This is a genomic window from Pseudomonas sp. (assembly GCF_026224925.1).
Classification (GTDB): Bacteria; Pseudomonadota; Gammaproteobacteria; order Pseudomonadales; family Pseudomonadaceae; genus Aquipseudomonas.
The window spans coordinates 1-19,094 of record NZ_JAMFRV010000405.1; the positions used below are offsets into that span (position 1 = coordinate 1).

16 protein-coding genes are annotated in these 19,094 nt (G+C 54.1%); 7 read left to right on the forward strand and 9 right to left on the reverse strand.

The window, feature by feature from the left end:
* The 4 genes from M0974_RS17485 to M0974_RS17500 all read right to left on the reverse strand — a co-directional run.
* Nucleotides 1–325, reverse strand: a 325-nt coding sequence (locus tag M0974_RS17485) for a LysR family transcriptional regulator (RefSeq protein WP_297839326.1), incomplete at its 3' end; no start/stop codon positions are given.
* 127 nt (nucleotides 326–452) lie between these two features.
* Nucleotides 453–944 (reverse strand): universal stress protein, encoded by a 492-nt coding sequence (locus M0974_RS17490; protein WP_297839329.1) that lies wholly within the window; start codon nucleotides 942–944, stop codon nucleotides 453–455.
* A 94-nt stretch (nucleotides 945–1,038) separates the two neighbouring features.
* Nucleotides 1,039–1,944, reverse strand: coding sequence for a 5'-nucleotidase (locus M0974_RS17495; protein ID WP_297839332.1), 906 nt, complete (start codon nucleotides 1,942–1,944; stop codon nucleotides 1,039–1,041).
* Between the two features lie 112 nt (nucleotides 1,945–2,056).
* On the reverse strand, nucleotides 2,057–2,392 hold the full coding sequence (locus M0974_RS17500; RefSeq protein ID WP_297839335.1) for a thioredoxin: 336 nt from the start codon (nucleotides 2,390–2,392) through the stop codon (nucleotides 2,057–2,059).
* Between the two features lie 213 nt (nucleotides 2,393–2,605).
* Here M0974_RS17500 and M0974_RS17505 point away from each other — a divergent pair, with 213 nt between their 5' ends.
* Entirely contained in the window at nucleotides 2,606–3,682 is a 1,077-nt protein-coding gene (locus tag M0974_RS17505; RefSeq protein ID WP_297839382.1) for a 3-deoxy-7-phosphoheptulonate synthase, read from the forward strand.
* A gap of 113 nt (nucleotides 3,683–3,795) precedes the next feature.
* Here the strand turns inward: M0974_RS17505 and M0974_RS17510 are convergent, their stop codons facing one another.
* The gene (locus M0974_RS17510) at nucleotides 3,796–4,077 is read right to left on the reverse strand and encodes a GNAT family N-acetyltransferase (protein ID WP_297839338.1); all 282 of its coding nucleotides are present in this window, start codon (nucleotides 4,075–4,077) and stop codon (nucleotides 3,796–3,798) included.
* Nucleotides 4,078–4,650: 573 nt separating this feature from the next.
* Here M0974_RS17510 and M0974_RS17515 point away from each other — a divergent pair.
* Nucleotides 4,651–4,902: an Lpp/OprI family alanine-zipper lipoprotein gene (locus M0974_RS17515; RefSeq protein WP_003347084.1), complete on the forward strand. Its 252-nt coding sequence runs from the start codon at nucleotides 4,651–4,653 to the stop codon at nucleotides 4,900–4,902.
* 166 nt (nucleotides 4,903–5,068) lie between these two features.
* Here M0974_RS17515 and M0974_RS17520 read toward each other — a convergent pair whose 3' ends face one another.
* The 3 genes from M0974_RS17520 to M0974_RS17530 all read right to left on the reverse strand — a co-directional run bounded on the left by M0974_RS17520 (nucleotide 5,069) and on the right by M0974_RS17530 (nucleotide 7,090).
* Nucleotides 5,069–6,034, reverse strand: a complete 966-nt coding sequence (locus tag M0974_RS17520; RefSeq protein ID WP_297839355.1) for a L,D-transpeptidase family protein — start codon at nucleotides 6,032–6,034, stop codon at nucleotides 5,069–5,071.
* A 101-nt stretch (nucleotides 6,035–6,135) separates the two neighbouring features.
* The gene (locus tag M0974_RS17525) at nucleotides 6,136–6,429 is read right to left on the reverse strand and encodes a hypothetical protein (protein WP_297839358.1); all 294 of its coding nucleotides are present in this window, start codon (nucleotides 6,427–6,429) and stop codon (nucleotides 6,136–6,138) included.
* 55 nt (nucleotides 6,430–6,484) lie between these two features.
* Nucleotides 6,485–7,090, reverse strand: coding sequence for an arylesterase (locus tag M0974_RS17530; protein ID WP_297839361.1), 606 nt, complete (start codon nucleotides 7,088–7,090; stop codon nucleotides 6,485–6,487).
* 10 nt (nucleotides 7,091–7,100) lie between these two features.
* Here M0974_RS17530 and M0974_RS17535 point away from each other — a divergent pair, with 10 nt between their 5' ends.
* The 3 genes from M0974_RS17535 (at nucleotide 7,101) to M0974_RS17545 (ending at nucleotide 11,374) form a co-directional block, all read left to right on the forward strand.
* Entirely contained in the window at nucleotides 7,101–7,784 is a 684-nt protein-coding gene (locus tag M0974_RS17535; RefSeq protein WP_297839364.1) for an ABC transporter ATP-binding protein, read from the forward strand.
* Nucleotides 7,784–10,300 carry an ABC transporter permease gene (locus tag M0974_RS17540; RefSeq protein ID WP_297839367.1) on the forward strand — a complete coding sequence of 839 codons (2,517 nt, stop codon included), beginning with the start codon at nucleotides 7,784–7,786 and terminating at the stop codon, nucleotides 10,298–10,300. Before M0974_RS17535 ends, M0974_RS17540 begins: the two co-directional genes overlap by 1 nt.
* A gap of 216 nt (nucleotides 10,301–10,516) precedes the next feature.
* On the forward strand, nucleotides 10,517–11,374 hold the full coding sequence (locus M0974_RS17545) for a hypothetical protein (protein ID WP_297839370.1): 858 nt from the start codon (nucleotides 10,517–10,519) through the stop codon (nucleotides 11,372–11,374).
* Nucleotides 11,375–11,378: 4 nt separating this feature from the next.
* On the opposite strand, the gene greB is transcribed toward M0974_RS17545, so the two are convergent.
* Nucleotides 11,379–11,852, reverse strand: a complete 474-nt coding sequence (gene greB / locus M0974_RS17550) for a transcription elongation factor GreB (RefSeq protein WP_297839373.1) — start codon at nucleotides 11,850–11,852, stop codon at nucleotides 11,379–11,381.
* 403 nt (nucleotides 11,853–12,255) lie between these two features.
* Here greB and M0974_RS17555 point away from each other — a divergent pair, with 403 nt between their 5' ends.
* Both M0974_RS17555 and M0974_RS17560 read left to right on the forward strand, forming a co-directional pair.
* On the forward strand, nucleotides 12,256–17,013 hold the full coding sequence (locus M0974_RS17555; protein WP_297839377.1) for a hypothetical protein: 4,758 nt from the start codon (nucleotides 12,256–12,258) through the stop codon (nucleotides 17,011–17,013).
* On the forward strand, nucleotides 17,010–19,094 hold a 2,085-nt coding region (locus M0974_RS17560), incomplete at its 3' end, for a hypothetical protein (protein ID WP_297839379.1). The genes M0974_RS17555 and M0974_RS17560, both read left to right, overlap by 4 nt.

The window sequence follows — 19,094 nt, forward strand, 5'->3', positions numbered from 1 at the left end:
GCAACGCATAACGCGCCTGGGTGTGAGTGGTCGCGATCGACAGCGTGCCTTTTTTCTCATTGGAAAATTCTTGAGCGATCTGCTTGATGCTCTCGACCTTGCGCAGGATTTCCCCTGCGGTGGTGATAATTCTTTCACCGGCCGGTGTCACGCGAGTCAGGTGTTTGCCGCTGCGTGCAAAGACTTCGACACCCAATTCGTCTTCGAGCAGGCGGATCTGCTTGCTGATGCCGGGCTGAGAGGTATACAGGCTCTGAGCCGTGGCGGAAACGTTGAGGTCGTGGTGCGCCACTTCCCAGATGTAGCGCAATTGTTGAAGCTTCATATGTATCCCTCAAAGCGATAGACGCCACGATCATCAGCGACGGTATATAACTATATGAAAGGTAAGAGGAAGAAAGCTAGAACTTTTTATCATTTTTGAAAAAATCAGATTCACAGTGCATTCGCTGTCAGCCCCGCCGATGCTGCAGCATGGGTACCATGTAAACCGGAACCTCGGACAATTGCAGAACCTTCGCTGCCGTACGACCCAACGGCGTATCCCCTTCCGAGTCGTGACTGTGACTGCCGACGATCAATAGATCCACTGCCAGCTTTTGCGCCTGCTCAAGTATTACGTTCGAAGGATCCCCCTGAATCACCTGCACGGTTCGAATCAACGACAAATCTTGATGCCCAACCCCCAACTCTTCTCGAAAACCGTCTAGAACACGCTGCTCGATACCCTCCATGACAGTGTTCAAACCTTGACTGTGCAACTCCTTCAATGCCGCCTCATCAAGATAGCTCTGCAACACCGACTCCGCGAACACCCCTATGGGCTCGACGACATGAATGACGTAAAGCTCGGCATTGAATGTTCTCGCCAGCGCCAAGGCGTGCTGCAACACGTACGGCGCATAAATACCGAGGTCAGTGGCATAGAGCATGGAGCGAATCATATGACCTCCTCGACTGCCAATATGGCGGAGATGGACTCAGCTTAGCAGCGCGTTGGCGACTGCGACGGCTGGCACCTATTGAGGAGCAAAAGGTTCAAATTTTTACTTCGTTACTGATCCCGTGCGGCACATGGCCTGTAGCCACTACTTCGCGCGCTTTTTCGCAATGCCCAGGCTGATCGTCGAAGAACACATCAGCCGCGAACGCTTCAAGAAACGCTGACTTTTCCAGACCGCCAAGAAACAGTGACTCGTCCAGGCGAATGTCCCATTCACGCAACGTGCGAATCACGCGTTCATGAGCTGGCGCCGACCGCGCTGTCACCAGCGCTGTACGAATCGGGCAGGACGCCTCTGGAAACTCACGCTGTAGCAAGTTCAGCGCCGCCAGGAAGGGCTTGAACGGGCCACCACCCAACGGCTCTCGCGCCGACTCGCGTTCGCTGGCCTGAAAGGCTTCCAGGCCGCCGGTTTGGTAGACCCGCTCGGACTCATCGGAGAACAACACCGCATCACCGTCGAACGCAATACGCAACTCGGCGCTTGCCGCACGCCGTGCGCCCCCGGACAAAATCGTCGCAGCAGCGAAACCCGCGTCCAGTGCGCTGCGCACATCTTCGGAATGGGTCGAGAGAAACAAATGGCAACCAAATGCCGCCAGATAGGGATAAGGACTGCGCCCGCCGACGAAGGCCGCGCGGGTGATGTCGAGACCATAATGCTGAATTGAATTAAACACCCTCAGCCCCGTGTCTGCGCTGTTGCGCGACACCAGGATGACCTCGACACGGGCCTTCTCCAGCTGCGCATTGAGGCTTAACAGCTTCTCTACCAATAGATAAGCATCGCCTTGCTCGAGAATTTCTTCCTCGTGCTCGATCTGATATTGCCGGTAGGCTTCCACGCCATCGGCCACGTAGACCGCATGGCTTTCGCGCAGATCGAACAGCGCTCGCGATGAAATAGCCAACACCAGTTTGTTGCTTAGCCCTGTGGTCATGTCGCCCCCTGGCGGGTTCAGCCGTTATGCGAATCAATGAAGGCCAATGCCTGATACAACGCACGAACTTTCGGCATGTCGTGTCCGACACTCAGTACTCATGCACACTCTATCAGGGCAAGTCATCAGCGTTCAGACTGAGGGCCTGCCTCAAGCCCGCACCGAGTTCGCTCACCGTAAGCCGCGAATGCAGCGCCCCATAAAACTCACCGTTATTCACCACAAACATAGCCGGCAAATGAAACACTTGGTACCGCTGCACTGCCCCGGCATTGTCGCCCGCGTCAATCCAGCATAACCGGTCGACGGGTAAGTCAAAGGCCGGCAGTTCACGCCGCGCCCAACGGCAGCTCGCACACCCTGCCCCCGTGAAAATCACCAGCGAAACACCGGGTAATTCAAGCAATTGATGATCGATGTCGAAATCGGTCAGTTCCAATGAGTTCACACAGAAGATCCGGAGATTTGGCTGCACACTATCCGTCTTGGGAGCCCCTTTTGTAAATTCGGGGGTAGCGATGACCAGCAATACCTGCGTTTGCCCATTGTCGAACAACCGGGTAACGCGCTAAGGTTCCTCCCCCCGATGCGCTCAACTATGCTCGGCTCCGCCGCACGGGGATCGTAGGCGGCCAGCACACGTGACCTGATGAGTAACACGATGGCTGATTTACCGATTGACGACCTCAACGTTTCCTCCAACGAGACTCTGATCACGCCGGATCAGCTCAAGCGCGAAATCCCGTTCACCGACGCTGCTCTGCACACGGTGACCAAAGGCCGCGAAGTTATCCGCAACATTCTCGACGGCAAGGACCATCGCCTGTTCATCGTGATCGGCCCGTGCTCGATCCATGACATCAAAGCTGCCCACGACTACGCCAATCGCCTCAAGGCGCTGGCTGCTGAAGTTTCCGACACCTTATATCTGGTGATGCGCGTTTACTTCGAGAAGCCGCGCACGACCGTCGGCTGGAAAGGCCTGATCAACGACCCGTACCTGGACGACTCGTTCAAAATCGAAGACGGCTTGCACATCGGCCGCCAATTGTTACTCGATCTGGCCGAAATGGGCCTTCCAAGCGCTACCGAAGCGCTTGATCCGATCTCCCCGCAATATTTGCAGGACTTGATCAGTTGGTCGGCCATTGGTGCACGTACCACAGAATCGCAAACTCACCGTGAAATGGCTTCCGGCCTGTCTTCGGCTGTAGGTTTCAAAAACGGCACAGACGGCGGTTTGACGGTTGCGATCAACGCCTTGCAGTCGGTTTCAAGCCCCCACCGCTTCCTGGGTATCAACCAGGAAGGTGGCGTTTCCATCGTCACCACCAAAGGCAACGCCTACGGTCACGTAGTATTGCGCGGTGGCAATGGCAAGCCTAACTATGATTCGGTCAGCGTTGCCTTGTGCGAGCAGGCGCTGAACAAGGCTGGCATTCGTCCCAACATCATGGTCGATTGCAGCCACGCCAACTCCAACAAGGATCCGGCGTTGCAGCCTCTGGTGATGGAAAACGTTGCCAATCAGATTCTTGAAGGCAATCAGTCGATCATCGGCCTGATGGTCGAAAGCCACATCAATTGGGGTGCGCAATCTATTCCCAAGGATCTGGCAGAGCTGCAATACGGCGTGTCGGTCACCGACGCCTGTATTGACTGGGAAAGCACCGAGAAGACTCTGCGCAGCATGCATGCGAAACTCAAGGACGTACTGCCCAAGCGTCACCGCGGCTAATCGTTTAAGCGCGCACTGTAAGCAGACACAAGAACGCCGAGCATATGCTCGGCGTTTTTCGTTGTTGCTCTAGACTTTGTTATTACCTCAAAAGCAGCGGTGTCGGCAGCCGATCAGATTTTCGCCATGAGTCGCTGGTTTCGTTCCATATAACGCTCAACGTAAGAACAGGAAGGAATCACCGTGTACCCCATGCTGTCTGCGTAAGCGAGCGCCTGCTCGGTCAATGCCGCAGCAATACCTCGGCCTCTGAGCGCATTGGGCACAAAGGTCCGATATATATCGAGAGTCTGCTTACCCAGATCCATATAGGTCAGGTAGGCCCGATGACCGTCCACAGTGGTCTCAAATTGATGACCGGCCTGGTCATGCTGGATGGACAACGCCTCGCTCATCACTATTCCTCGCGGGTCTTGAAATTAGACCTCTACCTTACCGATGTTTTTCCGGCGAAGGAACCTCTACGCCACCCGTACTGGTTTTGGACACCAGAAAAAAAACCGGCTAATGACCAACACGAGCACCTTCAAATAGTAGGCGTCATTGGCGTATTTGCTCAAGCAGCGTGCAACAAGTCCGACAGAAAGTCTGGATACACACTGCATTTGTCATAAATACACCGGCTGACGCGATTACTTCTTCGGGCCCTTCGCCGAAACTCGTGATTGAGACGAGCCGGGCGTTCAAAAGTCACCTCTTCAATCCACGCAAAAAGCCAGGTAAGGAACATACCTGTGCTCGCGTCGGAACAATCGACACCTCGTGCACTCAATAGATTGCGCATTCAATGGACTATCATTTTTAGACAGGGCGTGAAAAGTTGGACGCAAGCGTTTCAATGCTGAGAAATTTGTCCGCTTCTTGCGCTTCCTCAGTTTACTTACTACAAACAATGGGTAGTATGTACGCCGGTCATTTTCTCACTTTCGAGAGATGACTATTTTTAGAAAGTCCTTAAGGGGAACACGATGAACAACGTTCTGAAATTCTCTGCTCTGGCTCTGGCCGCAGTATTGGCCACCGGTTGCAGCAGCGTATCCAAAGAAACCGAAGCTCGTCTGACTGCTACTGAAGACGCAGCAGCTCGTTCGCAAGCCCGTGCCGATGAAGCCTATCGTAAGGCTGATGAAGCTATGGCTGCTGCTCAAAAAGCTCAGCAAACTGCTGACGAAGCCAACGAGCGCGCTCTGCGTATGTTGGACAAAGCAAGCCGCAAGTAATAATCTTTCGAGATTATTGATGAGCCGATCCCGTTTGGGGTCGGCTTTTTTATTGCGGTGAGTTTTATGCAGGCTGAGGGTTATAGAGCATTATCACAGGCAATAAAAAACCCGTCCGGGCAGCCTTGATCATCAAGGTACACAGACGGGCTGACAGTGGATCGACCTACTGCACGTTGGTTGCAGCACCCGAAATCACTGCGCCGCCACCGGGCACTGCAATTTCTACCGGCATGCCATTCTCGGCAGCGGTCACGTCCCGTACGACGTCCCAATTCATCTGCAGATCGGCCGCCAGACCTTCACGTTTGAGCAAGGAATTGATCACCACGGTGTGCTTGTCTTGCGCAGTAGGATCGCCGTTTCCGTCCAGTGGAGTGTGCGCTTCCAGGTACACCTTGCCGCCACTGACACCGAACTTATAAGGCTCGTTCATGATCCGCACTGGTGTGCCAATGGGCACGATGCCCGCCAGTTCCAGCACGTTATTGTTGTACATGCGGAAGCAGCCGTGACTGGTGCGCATGCCAATACCGAACTTCTTGTTCGAACCATGGATCAGGTAACCAGGCAAACCCAGACCAAACTTGAACGGACCCAGTGGGTTATCCGGACCGGCCGGCACTACGTTCGGCAATGGGTCATCGTCTGCCAAGTGCTCAGCTTTGACCGAGGCAGGCGGTGTCCAGGTCGGGTTAGGTGTTTTTGCAGTGATTTTGGTGATTGCGACCGGCGAGCCCCAGCCTTCACGACCGATACCGATCGGGTAGGTGTCAACGACGTTTTTGCCTTTCGGGTAGTAATAAAGGCGGTATTCGGCCAAGTTGATCACGATCCCTTCCCGGGGGCCGGGCGGCAGCACGAAACGAGTTGGTAACACAATTTGCGTACCTGCGCCTGGCAACCAGGGATCGACCCCAGGGTTGGCCGCGATCATTTCCAGGTACCCCAGGTCGTACTGAGTTCCAAGATCAGCGAAGGTGTCTTCGTATTTGGCGGTAATGGTTTGCACCTGGCCTACGACGTCTTCACCGGGTGGCGGCAACGGAAACTCTAACGCAGCAACAGGACCCGCCGCACAGAGCGCAGCAAGCGAAAAACAGCGGGCGACGGCGGGAATGCGCGAAAACATCCGGAAAATCCTTGGTAAATGCGGCTGGAAAAAGTAGCACGATTGTACACCGCTGCCTGGGAGATCGGGAGGTTCCTAACGATTTACTGGCTCAAACCGCTTCACTGACTGAAGCGTAACTCTGGCCAGATGGGCCGTGTGCCGCGCTTCTGCGCTTCTAGAATCGCTCGGCACAACGAACATAGACGCTCGTCACGCAACCTCACTCTATTGACCCCTAACCAACGCGGCTGAGCGGGTAACAAGGTGCCGCACAGCGTTCGGTCGATGGTGCCACCCAACTCAAGTTGGCGCGCAACCAGATGCACACGAACTTCCTGACACGCGAACAGGTCAAGCTGGTCGTCAGGTTCGATCAATTGATAAGCAAATAAAGACCAGGCAGGACGCGGCATCGGGGGCTCCAAATCGGGGCGACACCTTAGCCCAAAGCCCGCCGTTAGAACAGTGTCAAAGCAGTGGTTTCAGCGTTGGCCAGACATTGTCCAGCAACTTGCCCTGGGCCGCGACCGCAGGGTGTAGACCGTCCGCCTGCATCAACTCCGGGATACCGCCCACGCCTTCGAGGAAAAACGGCACCAAGGGCACTTTTTTCTCCTGCGCAAGATTGCCATACACCGCCGCGAACGCCTCGGTATACCGCGGGCCATAATTAGGCGGAATACGCATCCCCAACAACAGGACTTTGGCGCCCGCCGCCCTGGAGGCGTCGATCATCGACGCAAGATTTTGTTGCAAATTAGCGGGCTGCTGCCCTCGCAGACCATCGTTACCGCCCAATTCGAGGATTACCAGTTGCGGTTTATGCTCTGCAAGTAGCGCAGGCAGCCGCGCTTGGCCGCCGGCGCTGGTGTCGCCACTGATAGAGGCATTGACCACTTTATCGGCAATACCCTCTTTCTGCAGACGCTGATCCAGCAACGATACCCATCCCAGGCGGGTATCCAGCCCGAAAGCCGCGCTGATACTATCCCCAACGATCAGTACCGTGCCCGCCGCCGCTCCTTGAGAGATCAGCAGCAAACCAAGGCCAGTACTTAAAAGCCACGCACGCATCGGATTCTCCATGAGCGAAAGTATTCTTAGTGCCTGGAACCTCAGTAAGGTGGTCCCCAGCACCGAAGGTGATCTGACTATCCTGCACGAACTCTCCCTGGAACTGAACAAGGGTGACAGTTTGGCAATCGTCGGAGCCTCCGGTTCCGGCAAATCCACCCTCCTCGGTTTACTTGCCGGGCTCGACTTGCCCAGCGCCGGCACCGTCACCCTGGCGGGGCGCAATCTTGGCGAGCTGGATGAAGACCAGCGCGCACGCGTTCGCGCTGAACATGTGGGTTTTGTGTTCCAGTCTTTTCAGTTACTCGACAGCCTTAATGCGCTTGAAAACGTCATGTTGCCTATGGAACTGGAAGGCCGCAAAGACGCACGGGCACAGGCCCGGCTGTTGCTGGAACGGGTGGGCCTCGGTCAACGCCTGACCCACTCGCCACGCCAGCTTTCCGGCGGAGAGCAACAACGCGTGGCGATCGCTCGCGCCTTCGCCGCTGACCCTGACGTGCTGTTTGCCGATGAACCCACCGGGAATCTCGACAGCCACACCGGTGAACGGATCAGCGATCTGTTGTTCGAACTGAACAAGGAGCGCCGCACGACTCTGGTACTGGTGACCCACGACGAACGTCTGGCCCATCGTTGCCGACGCCTGATCCGTCTCGAAGGTGGCCGACTGGTCGCCCCCCTGGAGCCTTGATGGCCCGTTTGCCGCTTGTTCGTCTGCTGAGCCTCGCTACCCGTCAACTCCTGCGTGATGCACGTGCCGGAGAGCTACGAGTGTTGTTCTTTGCCTTGCTGGTTGCAGTAGCGGCAAGCACTGCCATCGGCTACTTCGGCGCTCGCCTCAACGGCGCCATGTTGCTGCGCGCCACCGAATTCCTTGGCGCCGACCTGATTCTCGAAGGCACCAGCCCGGCACTCCCTGCTCAGGTGGACGCCGGTAAGTCGCTGAAGCTGGACCACGCTCAAGTCATCGAGTTTTCCAGCGTGATCGCCACCGACGCCGGTATCCAGTTAGCCAGCGTGAAAGCAGTCGACGGTGCTTACCCGCTACGTGGCGAACTGAAAAGCGCTGCCGCCCCCTATCAAACCGAAGAAGCGGGCGGCAGACCCCAGCCGGGCGAAGCCTGGGCTGAGTCGCGCTTGTTTGCTGCATTGAATCTGAAAGTCGGCGACAACATTGATGTCGGATCAAAAACCCTGCGCCTGAGCCGGGTGCTGACCTACGAACCAGACCGCGCCGGGAATTTCTATAGCCTAACGCCAAGGGTCATGATCAACCTGTCAGACTTGGCAGCCACCGGCGTGGTGCAGCCTGGTAGCCGGGTCAGCTACAAGGAGCTGTGGCGTGGCAGCCTTGAATCACTGGAAGCCTATCGTCAACAAATAACCCCGGGGTTGGCCGCCAATCAACGCCTGCAAGATGCCCGCGACGGCAATAGGCAAATCGGCGGTGCGTTGGGTAAAGCCGAGCGTTACTTGAACATGGCCAGCCTAGTCGCTGTGCTGTTGTCTGGCGTTGCAGTGGCCTTGTCTGCCACGCGGTTTGCAGCTAGGCGGTTCGATGCCAGCGCGCTGCTGCGTTGCCTCGGCTTGTCCCGCGCAGAAGCGCTGGTGTTGTTCAGTTTACAGCTAGCAATACTCGGGGTTTTAGCCAGCCTCAGTGGTGCGCTTTTAGGCTGGCTTGCGCAATTGGGTCTGTTCGCGCTGCTGCATGATTTATTGCCTGCCGACGTTCCCCCCGGTGGCGTACTGCCGGCCATCGCCGGTATTGGCACAGGTCTCGTCGCCTTGGCTGGCTTCGCCCTGCCTCCACTGGCTGCCTTGGGCCGTGTGCCGCCGCTGCGGGTATTGCGCCGAGACATGCTACCGATCCCGGCAAGCTCTTGGCTGGTGTACGGCGCGGCGCTGCTGGCCTTGGGCCTGATCATGTGGCGCCTGAGCCTCGACCTCGTATTGACTTTTGCCCTGCTCGGCGGTGGCATCATCGCTGCGGTGGTATTAGGCGGTTTGTTGCTGCTGGTACTGCAAAGCCTGCGTCGGCTGTTGGCCGGTGCATCGCTGCCGTGGCGTCTGGGCCTGGGACAACTGCTGCGTCACCCGCTGGCCGCTGCGGGGCAAACCCTGGCGTTCGGCCTGATCCTGCTGTCCATGGCGCTGATCGCACTGCTGCGCGGAGAATTGCTCGATACCTGGCAAAATCAGCTGCCCAAAGACGCCCCCAATTACTTCGTGCTCAACATCCTGCCCGGAGATAAAGACGGCTTTACCGAACGTATGGCGGGGCTCTCGACTCATGCTTCGCCGATGTACCCGATCATACCGGGACGCCTGATCAGCATTAACGACGAGCCGGTCCGCAACATCGTGAGCAAGGACTCCCGTGGCGAAAACGCCACTGAACGGGACCTCAGCCTGACATGGGCCGCAGACTTGCCCCAGGGCAACCGCCTGAGTGCCGGGAGTTGGTGGACAAGCACTATTGACCCTGCTGCGCCCGACACACTCCCCGGTGTTTCTGTGGAGTCAAAACTGGCTGAAAGCCTCAAGCTGAAACTGGGTGACCACATGAGTTTCGTGGTGGGTGGTATTACCCGCCAAGCCCAGGTCACCAGCCTGCGCGACGTCAACTGGGACAACTTTCAGCCTAACTTTTTCATGATCTTCCAGCCGGGCACCCTCAAGGATTTACCGACCACCTACCTGACCAGTTTTTATCTCGCACCCGGTAACGATCAGCAAATCGTTGACCTGTCGCGGGCGTTTCCGGCGGTGACCATCCTTCAAGTCGAAGCCTTGCTAGAGCAACTGCGCAGCATCCTTGCCCAAGTAACGATAGCGGTGGAATACGTACTGTTGTTTGTTCTTGCCGCGGGGCTCGCGGTGTTGTTCTCAGGGCTGCAAGCGACGCTGGATGAACGCATCCGCCAAGGCGCCCTGCTCCGCGCGCTGGGTGCGGAACGGGCCTTGCTGATCAAGGCGCGACGTATCGAGTTCGGCTTGCTGGGCGCAGCGAGCGGTGTGTTGGCCGCGCTTGGGTGTGAGCTGGTGAGTTTTGCCCTGTACCGTTACGCCTTCGACCTGCAATGGCACCCACACGCTTGGCTGCTGTTGTTGCCGGTGATTGGCGCAGCATTGGTGGGCGGCGCAGGCGTGTTCGGCACCCGCCGCGCGTTGAACGTCAGCCCATTGACTGTGTTGCGAGAGGGCTGACAGCAAATGTGACTCCGGAAGGGCTAGTAAAATCCGGGGGATAACACTCCCGGACTACAATTTGCATCGACTAATCGCGGTTTAAAAGCGACAGTTCCTACGAATACCCCATGGATATAAATCGTATTTTCAATACACTTGGATTAGTCGGAACGTAGTTACTTACTGAAGACAAAACCCAATAATTTCTAAACTCTCGATCATGGATGATTGAATATGATTTTACACCCAGATACACGGACCCATAGCTGGATGGGCCAAAACGCAGCCTTCGCCACACTACGCATTGACCAACTTATCCTTCCTGGGTCTCACGATTCCGCCGCAGACAAACAATCACCCAGCGGGTACTTCTTTGAAACAACCCAGGATGTGTCTCCTATCGATCAAATAAAGGGCGGCGTACGCGTCCTTGATTTGAGGGTGGAATTCTGTCCGGAATATCCCGTTGGCGATCCAAATCGCTTCCAGCTCTTCCACGTAACAAGGACGGGAAGAAACCTGTCGACTGATATCTTCAAGCCACTCAATGGGTTTTTCAACGGCATAAAAAAAACCGGTGATACCGGGCGAGAAGTGATTCTTCTGGATTTTCACGAAACCAAAAACTTCACTCCGCAAGCCCACGAAGAACTCACTACGCTAATCAACCAAAGTATTGGTCATCGCTTGATCCCCTGGGACTTGCATGAGTTGTCTGTCAGCCAACTTTGGTATAAACATCCCGGCAAGAATATTGTAGTGGCCTACTCCGGCACTTACTCAAATGGCTTCTGGTCCCGAGTAAAGCAACAATGGATAGGCGAAAACATTGTGACCACTGCAACATTGAAGGCGTTTATGGATACGGAAGCGCTCAAGAGAAAACCAGATTATTATTTAACCGCCATCCAATGCGCTAAGTACGTCATCGCCCCTGACGATTTCAGCCCGTCCATCGACGAATGGTTTGAATCCGTCGATGAGGAAAGTTACATCCAGGGCTTCCACATCATCAATACCGATTGGACCCTACGCAGCTCAATCGTAAAAAACTGCATGCACGCTTGCCTGGTTCGGGCCTTGGCTAAATAACGCATTATTTCGGGTATTCAATCACGTTTATCCACCAGCTCATTTCGCCAGCAGGAGTCGGCACGATCACATCGTCGCCGACTTCTTTTTTGAGCAGTGCCCGGGCCATGGGCGAATCAATCGAGATGTAATCCATCCGCCCATAAATCTCGTCGTAACCCACTACACGAAAGCGCTTGGTTTCTCCCTCTTCGTTTTCGATTTCGACCCAGGCGCCAAAATAGACCCGGCCCTCTTGCTCGGGTGAATATTCCACCACCCGCATGTCTTCCAGGCGCTTGCGCAAATAACGCACGCGACGGTCGATCTCACGCAGCAATTTCTTGTTGTATTGGTAATCGGCGTTTTCGCTCCGATCACCCAGCGACGCAGCCCACGTGACTTTCTGCGTGGTGTCCGGGCGTTTCACCCGCCAAAGATAATCAAGCTCCTGCTTTAGGGCTTCATGACCTTCCTTCGTAATTATCTTCGTGCTCAATGGATGCTCGCTTCATTCCGGGTTCGTTTGGGCGCGTGTAGTGACTCACGCGACCCAATGCAACGAACCGAGAATAGACCCGTCCGCCCGGAAAAAAGCAAGCGCGGCCTCAATTACCGCACGCAACCGAGCGAGCGGTTGGAACCAGAGTAAAAGGTTGAGGGCTGGGTTTCAGCGGTTAAACCTTGCTACTGGTAGCAGCCGTTACACATAAGGGGTGGTATCGAGAGGAAACCGGTTCCCTTTCGCATGAGCAAAAACCGATCTGATTGGGCCACCGAGCTCATCAATTCCATTTCTGAATAATCATCATGAGAACGCGGTCTAGCGAAGTCCGAACGCTTACCACCCTGGCGACTACTCTCACACTTGGTAAAGTAAATTAAAATCATGGAGCTGAACAATGGTCACGGACGATATGAGTCAAGACATTTTAAGGTTAACCAGCAAAACCGGTGCGCAAGCCATTGCGGACACTGCAAGTTTCGAAACTTTCAAGCGTGGTGAAGACATGTGGTTCAGCCCCGGTTATGTCGAGGGCGAACGAGACATTGCGCGAGATGAAGAGATTTATGCGTATGTCATTAATAAAATCGATGGGGGAATTGTCGAGACCTTTTGTTGGTACCCTACCGACGATAGTTTCAAATCATTGAGTCGTTGGCCAAAACAATTTGCTTATATAATGTGGGGATGGGGCTTTTACAAACAAATATATGCTGGCGAACCAAATCCATCAGAATCAGGTATGGCTTTCAAACTTTCCGGAGTGGAAACAAATAAATTCTGGGAACTGAAGTCGGTGCCTGCGCGGAACCGGTATTGGTTTTTAGGGAAAGATAACAGGGCGTTTATTACCCATCCCCACACAAACAACTGGATCAAGTACCTTGTGTTTGAGGACGCTGATCTTAGAGCGGATGCGAAGATAGAACTCCAAGTGAAGGATCGACTCTCCGGAACGCTTTATGAAACCCATAGTTTCGCCCCCAAGCCAGACAGGCTCAAAGCCGCTGAGTGGTGCCAGGACTTTTGCACGCAGATAAATACTAAAAGTCGCATGATCAAAGGCGGCAACTGGGACGCCAATAAGCGTATCAGTCCGGCCAACACAGGCAACGCGTTATGGATTGCGCGCGACTCCGATCTGAACCTGGTCGTTATTTCCAGTGGTTCGGTCACCTCCTTCGAAACAGCTCACGACAACACCGACAACACACCCGACTTCAGCTTTATGTCTGGGCTATTAACAGTGCCGGAAACGGGCCTACCGGACATGACCGGCTTTGAGCCGGACGAACTCGGAGTGCCGCAAAACTCATGGCTCAGTCCTTCTTATTTGTTGGCGGACCGTGATCTGGAACTGGGGGAAAAACTCCATACCTGGTTAATTCGTCACTCGGACGGCGAACCGCTAGAGCACGTCACCTTCACCGCCGATGCCAACAACCGAAGCAAAGTTCAATGGCCTCAGGCGTTCGCGAAACGTATCAACTCCGACGCCAAGCAAATAACCGCGGGCGGCTGGAACGATAATGGGCAATTTGTTGACCTGCAAGGCGGCGCCACACCAGCCGAATTTTCAACGCTGGATATCGTGGGCAAATCGCTAGTCAATCGCTTGTGGCATTACAGCCGTGAGAACCGCACGTTCTCGACAGCGGCCTTCCGTAATAATTGGGTGACCACGTTCACACTGGCTGATAAACCGCTGAACGCCGACACAACATTGTGGCTGCAAGTAAGGGACATCACTTCGCAATACTTGTATGAAACGCACATCTTTAAGCCCGGATCAGTACGCCTGACTGCCCAGCAATGGTCGAAAGACCTGTGCGAGCAAATCAACCGCGATGGCAAGATGCTGCGCGCAGGGGTGATGAATAACGAGACCGGCCTGATAAAACCCGCAGACACTCAAAACGCTCTATGGATCCCGCAATGCTCTGACCTGGCTGTCACCGTAATGCCGGTCACTTGGTGGAGCCAACAGACCGTGCAGGCCGAACGTGACTTGGCAGAAGGCGAGTCGATCTACAGCTATGTGTGGGATGATTTTTCCAACGCCGAACTGGTTGCGCCCCACTGTTTCACGCCCGCCAATGTGCAGGACCGAAAAAAACAAAACTGGATCAACGCTTGGGCCAGGGCGCTCAATGCCTCTGCGCTTGCCCCTTATGTGCGAATAGGTAACCGAACTCAAGGCTCCGCTGCTCCAGGGGTGAATGCGACAGAGGCGACGATTTGGCAGGTGGGCGCGCCACTGCGAGTGTTTACTACTGAACCGTCAGAGCGCAATTGGGTAACAACGTCTGTGCCGTTGGGGGCGTTGTATGAAAACAACCAGAGTTCAGTGGAATTGCAGTTGGTGAATGGGCTGACTCAGCGGACATTCAGTAGCAAGGTATTTACCCCAAGCGGCGAAGATGGGGTCATAGATAAAGCTTCATGGAACGCGAAAATACGCCAATCTATAACTACTTATTCGAATAGCAGTGCACTTCCTTACCTAAAATATACGAATGAGACCGATTCGGCGCATGAAGGAGCGGTCCCATCGGAAGAGTGGTTATCACGTGTACCTCTACACTCAGGAATCGATGTTCTATGCCAGCGGTTCTTGCGCACAATTCACGATCCAAATGAATTAAAGGTTCTTGAAATATTAGAAACTCTCGAAGCTCTGGACAAGGCTCGGAAACTCGCTTCCGAGCAATCACTGCCCAACAATCCATCCGAAAAAACAACTAATCTTGTAAATCTCATAAGCAGAATAGACTTTACCTTTTTAAGAATTGATCCAGACCTCCGTAGCTTTAACGACATCAGTCTTATAGGAATATCGTATAGAGAAATCATCGCAACTTTAGAACTCGCTCTTGAAAACGTTAAAAAAAGGCCATTTCTAGTTTACATTCTTGGGGCGACATCAAACGCATACCAGACTCTGGAAAAAATAAGAAATTTTTCTCAGCCAGTAGAAAACCGGTACCCGCCGCTAGACGGTAGAGCATCTATTGAGGAGCTCTACGCTTTTGGGACATCACTAGGAATGCTAAACGATGGGGAAACCGTAAGTTCCCTTATCAAGTACGGCCAACACATTAAATATATTAGCGCCGACGAGATAACTGAACTGAAAAAAATGGGTGACTTCGAAAGTATTTTTGAGATACTGTCTCAGGAAGAGCTAAGCCCGGCTGAATTTGTCGCATTCATAAAACTTTCTCTGGCAAGCAACATTGAGAAACGTACATCGATCACATTTGAAATCGAAAACAATAACGTTACCTTCAAGGAGAAAGTAACATTTCCACCTCTCTCGGCGGCCGTAGACTGTCACAACTACGGCTATCACAGCACTTTAATTATAAAGCTCACGCCTAACGCCATACTGGAAAATGCTCGATTAGTTTTATTAAAAGCCGGAACACATCAGTTGCGCAGTTATAAGCTCGATATTCATTTACCCGAAGCAATACCCGAAAAGCAATTAACCGTTGCACGCGCTGGATTAACTGACGCTTTCGGCATTTGGCAAGCACAGTCCACCTGCACTCTTTCCATGCTAAAAGCAAACGAAGGTCCGACACCCACCTCTCCCCTCTGCGAAGACTACGGCAACACCTACCGTTCAGAAGTATTCGACGTCAGCGGCCAGAACAGCACCGGTGTAGATCCGCGCACGGGATTATTCAATGCCCACTACTCGATAGCGACGTTAATGGGCCTCGAAGGCAAGGGTCCTACGTGGGACTTGACGCTACGCTACTCTCCACTACGCGCCAATGAGTCTGGCCTGGGTGACGGTTGGGCGTTTAATTTTTCGTGGTACGACAGCCGTTCACGATTGCTAACACTGAGTACCGGCCAGACGATCCAGTTTACAGAGGAAGAGCTAGCCGCCTTGAAAACGGCGAAGAGTGTCGACAAGCAGGCATGCCGAACCACTGCAACGTTCGATACCGAAAAAAAGATCATGCAGACAATAGAGCTTAGCTTCCCATCCGGACGCAAAGAACAGCTGACACTGCCCGGCGGCGAAACATTAGAAAACAATGCGGCTTTTGTTTCGATACTCATATCAAAACTGGAAGAAGCAAAAACTCAGATACCGCGTTTTGTAAACAGTCAGATGCCGGTTCTAGAACTGACATGGTTTCAGCGACTCGTCGAAGCATTCATTGATATTTTCAACGAAGACAATTCGTTTACGGCTGCCAGAAAACAGCACGATGCCGCCTATACACAATGGAAAAATTACTGGGCAACACGCCTTCCTGAACTTAAAAAACAGGTTGATCGAGAACTGGCTTATTGGAAGAGCCCTGATCATCAACTCGTTCCCGCCAGCATGCTTTCACCCTCGGGTGGAAGGCTGGATTTCAGTTGGGAGCGCCGGCAAGGGCAGTATTTGCTGACGCGCGTAATGTCTGCAGGAAAATCACTGTTGCAAGCTGAATACTCAACTGCGCAAACATCAGCAACGACTGGCGATATCCTGTCCAAGGTCACCTTCAATGTGTGGCCCGCTACCGACCAAGCCAGTACGGTCACGCTTGACCTTAAAAATTACCTGCTTAAAACGGTCAGCCGTCAACTCAATACCAACAACCAAAATATCTCGGAAAGCGTGAGGTATGGCTATTGCCCTGACCCGACTTTGGACCGAGTATTGGAGTCGATATCCGAATCAGACGGATCGCTGGAAAAAGTATTTTACGACGACATAAGCAACATGTCGTTCCCCAAAGGAGCTGGCTGGAAGCCGCCATTGCCCAGGGTTGCCATGCATGTCATTTCACCGGGGGTAGATCAAGCGCCGCTGCGAACAGACTGGGCGTACAGCGAAAATAACTATCTGGGTTATAACCAAGGCGAAAAATACGACCGCCTCAAGGATTCTGCCGTTGTACAAGGCAGCACTTACCTCTATTCCACCACTTCCACCGAAGATCAAGGCATCACTATTAAGCGAACCTGGAACGGCTTGCACTTACAAGTCGAGGAACAAGAAAGTGCTCCCTCAGGCGCGTGCAAAACCACTAAATGGACGTTCAGCGATGTTGCACAAGGCGACCCACGTTTCGGTTTGCCAACCGCCATCGAGACCACGTATCAGGACGCCACACAGCCATCCGTTCAGGAGTCTGCCTCATGAGCACTACAACTCTAACGCCCTCAACCGCTACCGCGAATCAATCGTTCACTTATTCAACGGATGGCCGACTGATCAAAAGCGTCTCGGCAGATGGCGTCACTAGCCTCTGGAGTCACTACCCGCTCATGGGTGGCAAAAGCCCGGACCTGAGATCACTGCTACACAAAGACTGGGAGCGCGATACGTGGAATAGCGTTCCGCAAAGCGCAACGCTGTGCCTCCAGGCTCCAAAGATGCCAGAGGACTTGCTACGCCCTGTGATGGCTCAGTTTCAATACCAGACGTTCGAGGGGGTCATTCATCCCGTCAGCCTCATTCTTTACGGTTACCTGAAAACCGACAACGCCGAGACCCGAACACCTAAAGTCGATACAACGGTGACCATGAGTGGCGTCATCGTCAGTAACCTGGACGAGGTAAATCTAAATCCAGAGGCACCTTGGACGTTCGCATTAACCGCCGGACGTCAGTACGCAGACATCCATTGTCAGACAACTGTTGAAGGGGTCGTCGCTGAGAACATTGCGACTACCAGCGTAACGGAACGGCGTTATTGGGGCCGCGAAAAAGTCCAACTGGTCACCACAGAAACACGTGTAGCGGACATCGCAGCGAGCGTCATGAACGTCACGCTACGCTCGCGCATCACTGAGAATCCCGCAGATGACGTGGAACTCTCCAGCGAAAGGCGTTCGCTTTACAGCGGACAGGTGCAGCGCCGCTTGCAAAAAGACGAGCAGGTTCGTTGGCAATACGACGACCTGGGGCGTGAACTGCGCGAAACCACCTACGCCAACAATCCTGTAAACAATGACAAGTCTCAGCGCACTGACAAAACACTGACGGATATCGAAACACGTTACCAAGAGGTCAACGGCGGCACCCGCATCACGAGCATAAATCGTGCACAGGCCAATGCGCGATACCAGCGAGTTTTCCAGGACGGATTGCAACGGGTCATACGCGTTGAGCAACAACGGGTAGCGGGTGCCAACGTATCGGACTCCAATTTTTGCCCAGTACAAGAGGGTGATCATATGCTGGACTACCTGCCCGGCGGTCTGCAGCGGCAGGTGGGTCTGGACGCTCAGCCAGATAATCCCCGTGACTGGTTCTGGACGGGATCGAATGAAAAGGAACTGCCATCTCCAGGTAATAGCGCTCCGCAGTCGATCACTGAAGAAACCTTGGGTGATGCGCGCGGCGCGCGCCTGATCCGTGAACACAGTCAGCAGAACCTGAACAACGGCGGCGTCCTGCAAATCGATTCTGCCCGCCTTCCCTCCGCGGCCAATTCCTCCCAGTCACTAACGCGAGTCAACACAGAGAAAACCTTTGACCGCCTAGGTCGCATGACCGAACTCAAGCACAGTACACAAGGTGTACCGAGCAGTGAACGACTTTTCAAGGTCGACTACGACGAGCTTGATCGCCCGGTGCTTTGGACCGGCCCGGAGGGTACGAAGGTCAAGCGTGCCTATGGAGGCATGGGTAGCCTTGTCACCCGCCTGAGCATTACCGGCAGCGGTACGGGCGACAGGGAAATCGTCCTCGGCGAACAAACACTCAAAGCGCAGGCACGTGTGGACAAGCGTGTGGTGGGTATGCGCAGTTATAACTTCACTTACACTGAGGGTAGTTTTTCAGCACTGGAGATGCCGGACAAGACACGCTATTTCAGCGAAGTGTCGGAAGACGGCAATACTCTTAGTTGGAAAACCGAAATCACTACCAGCGCTGGCAAAACAATTACCACGCTCGCGTCCTTCACCTACGACCCGTTGCAAACAGCGATTATCTCCGCGAGGATGACCACCGACACGGGTCAGCAGAGTGCAATCACTGCCAACGCGAGAGAGTCTGATTGGCTGAGTAGCCAAAACCGAAAAGCCACCAGCGATCTCGTCCTCAATGCGAGCTTCTATCACTCGCTGATGGGCGCCACTTACATCACCCAATACGCCAGTGACAGTCAGGCCGTGGCATGGCGAGATCGACTGAACCGCCGCACAAGGGTTCAGCGTGACCGTCTCGACTATCACTACCTTTACGACGCCTGGAGCCAGTGTGAGCGGACAACC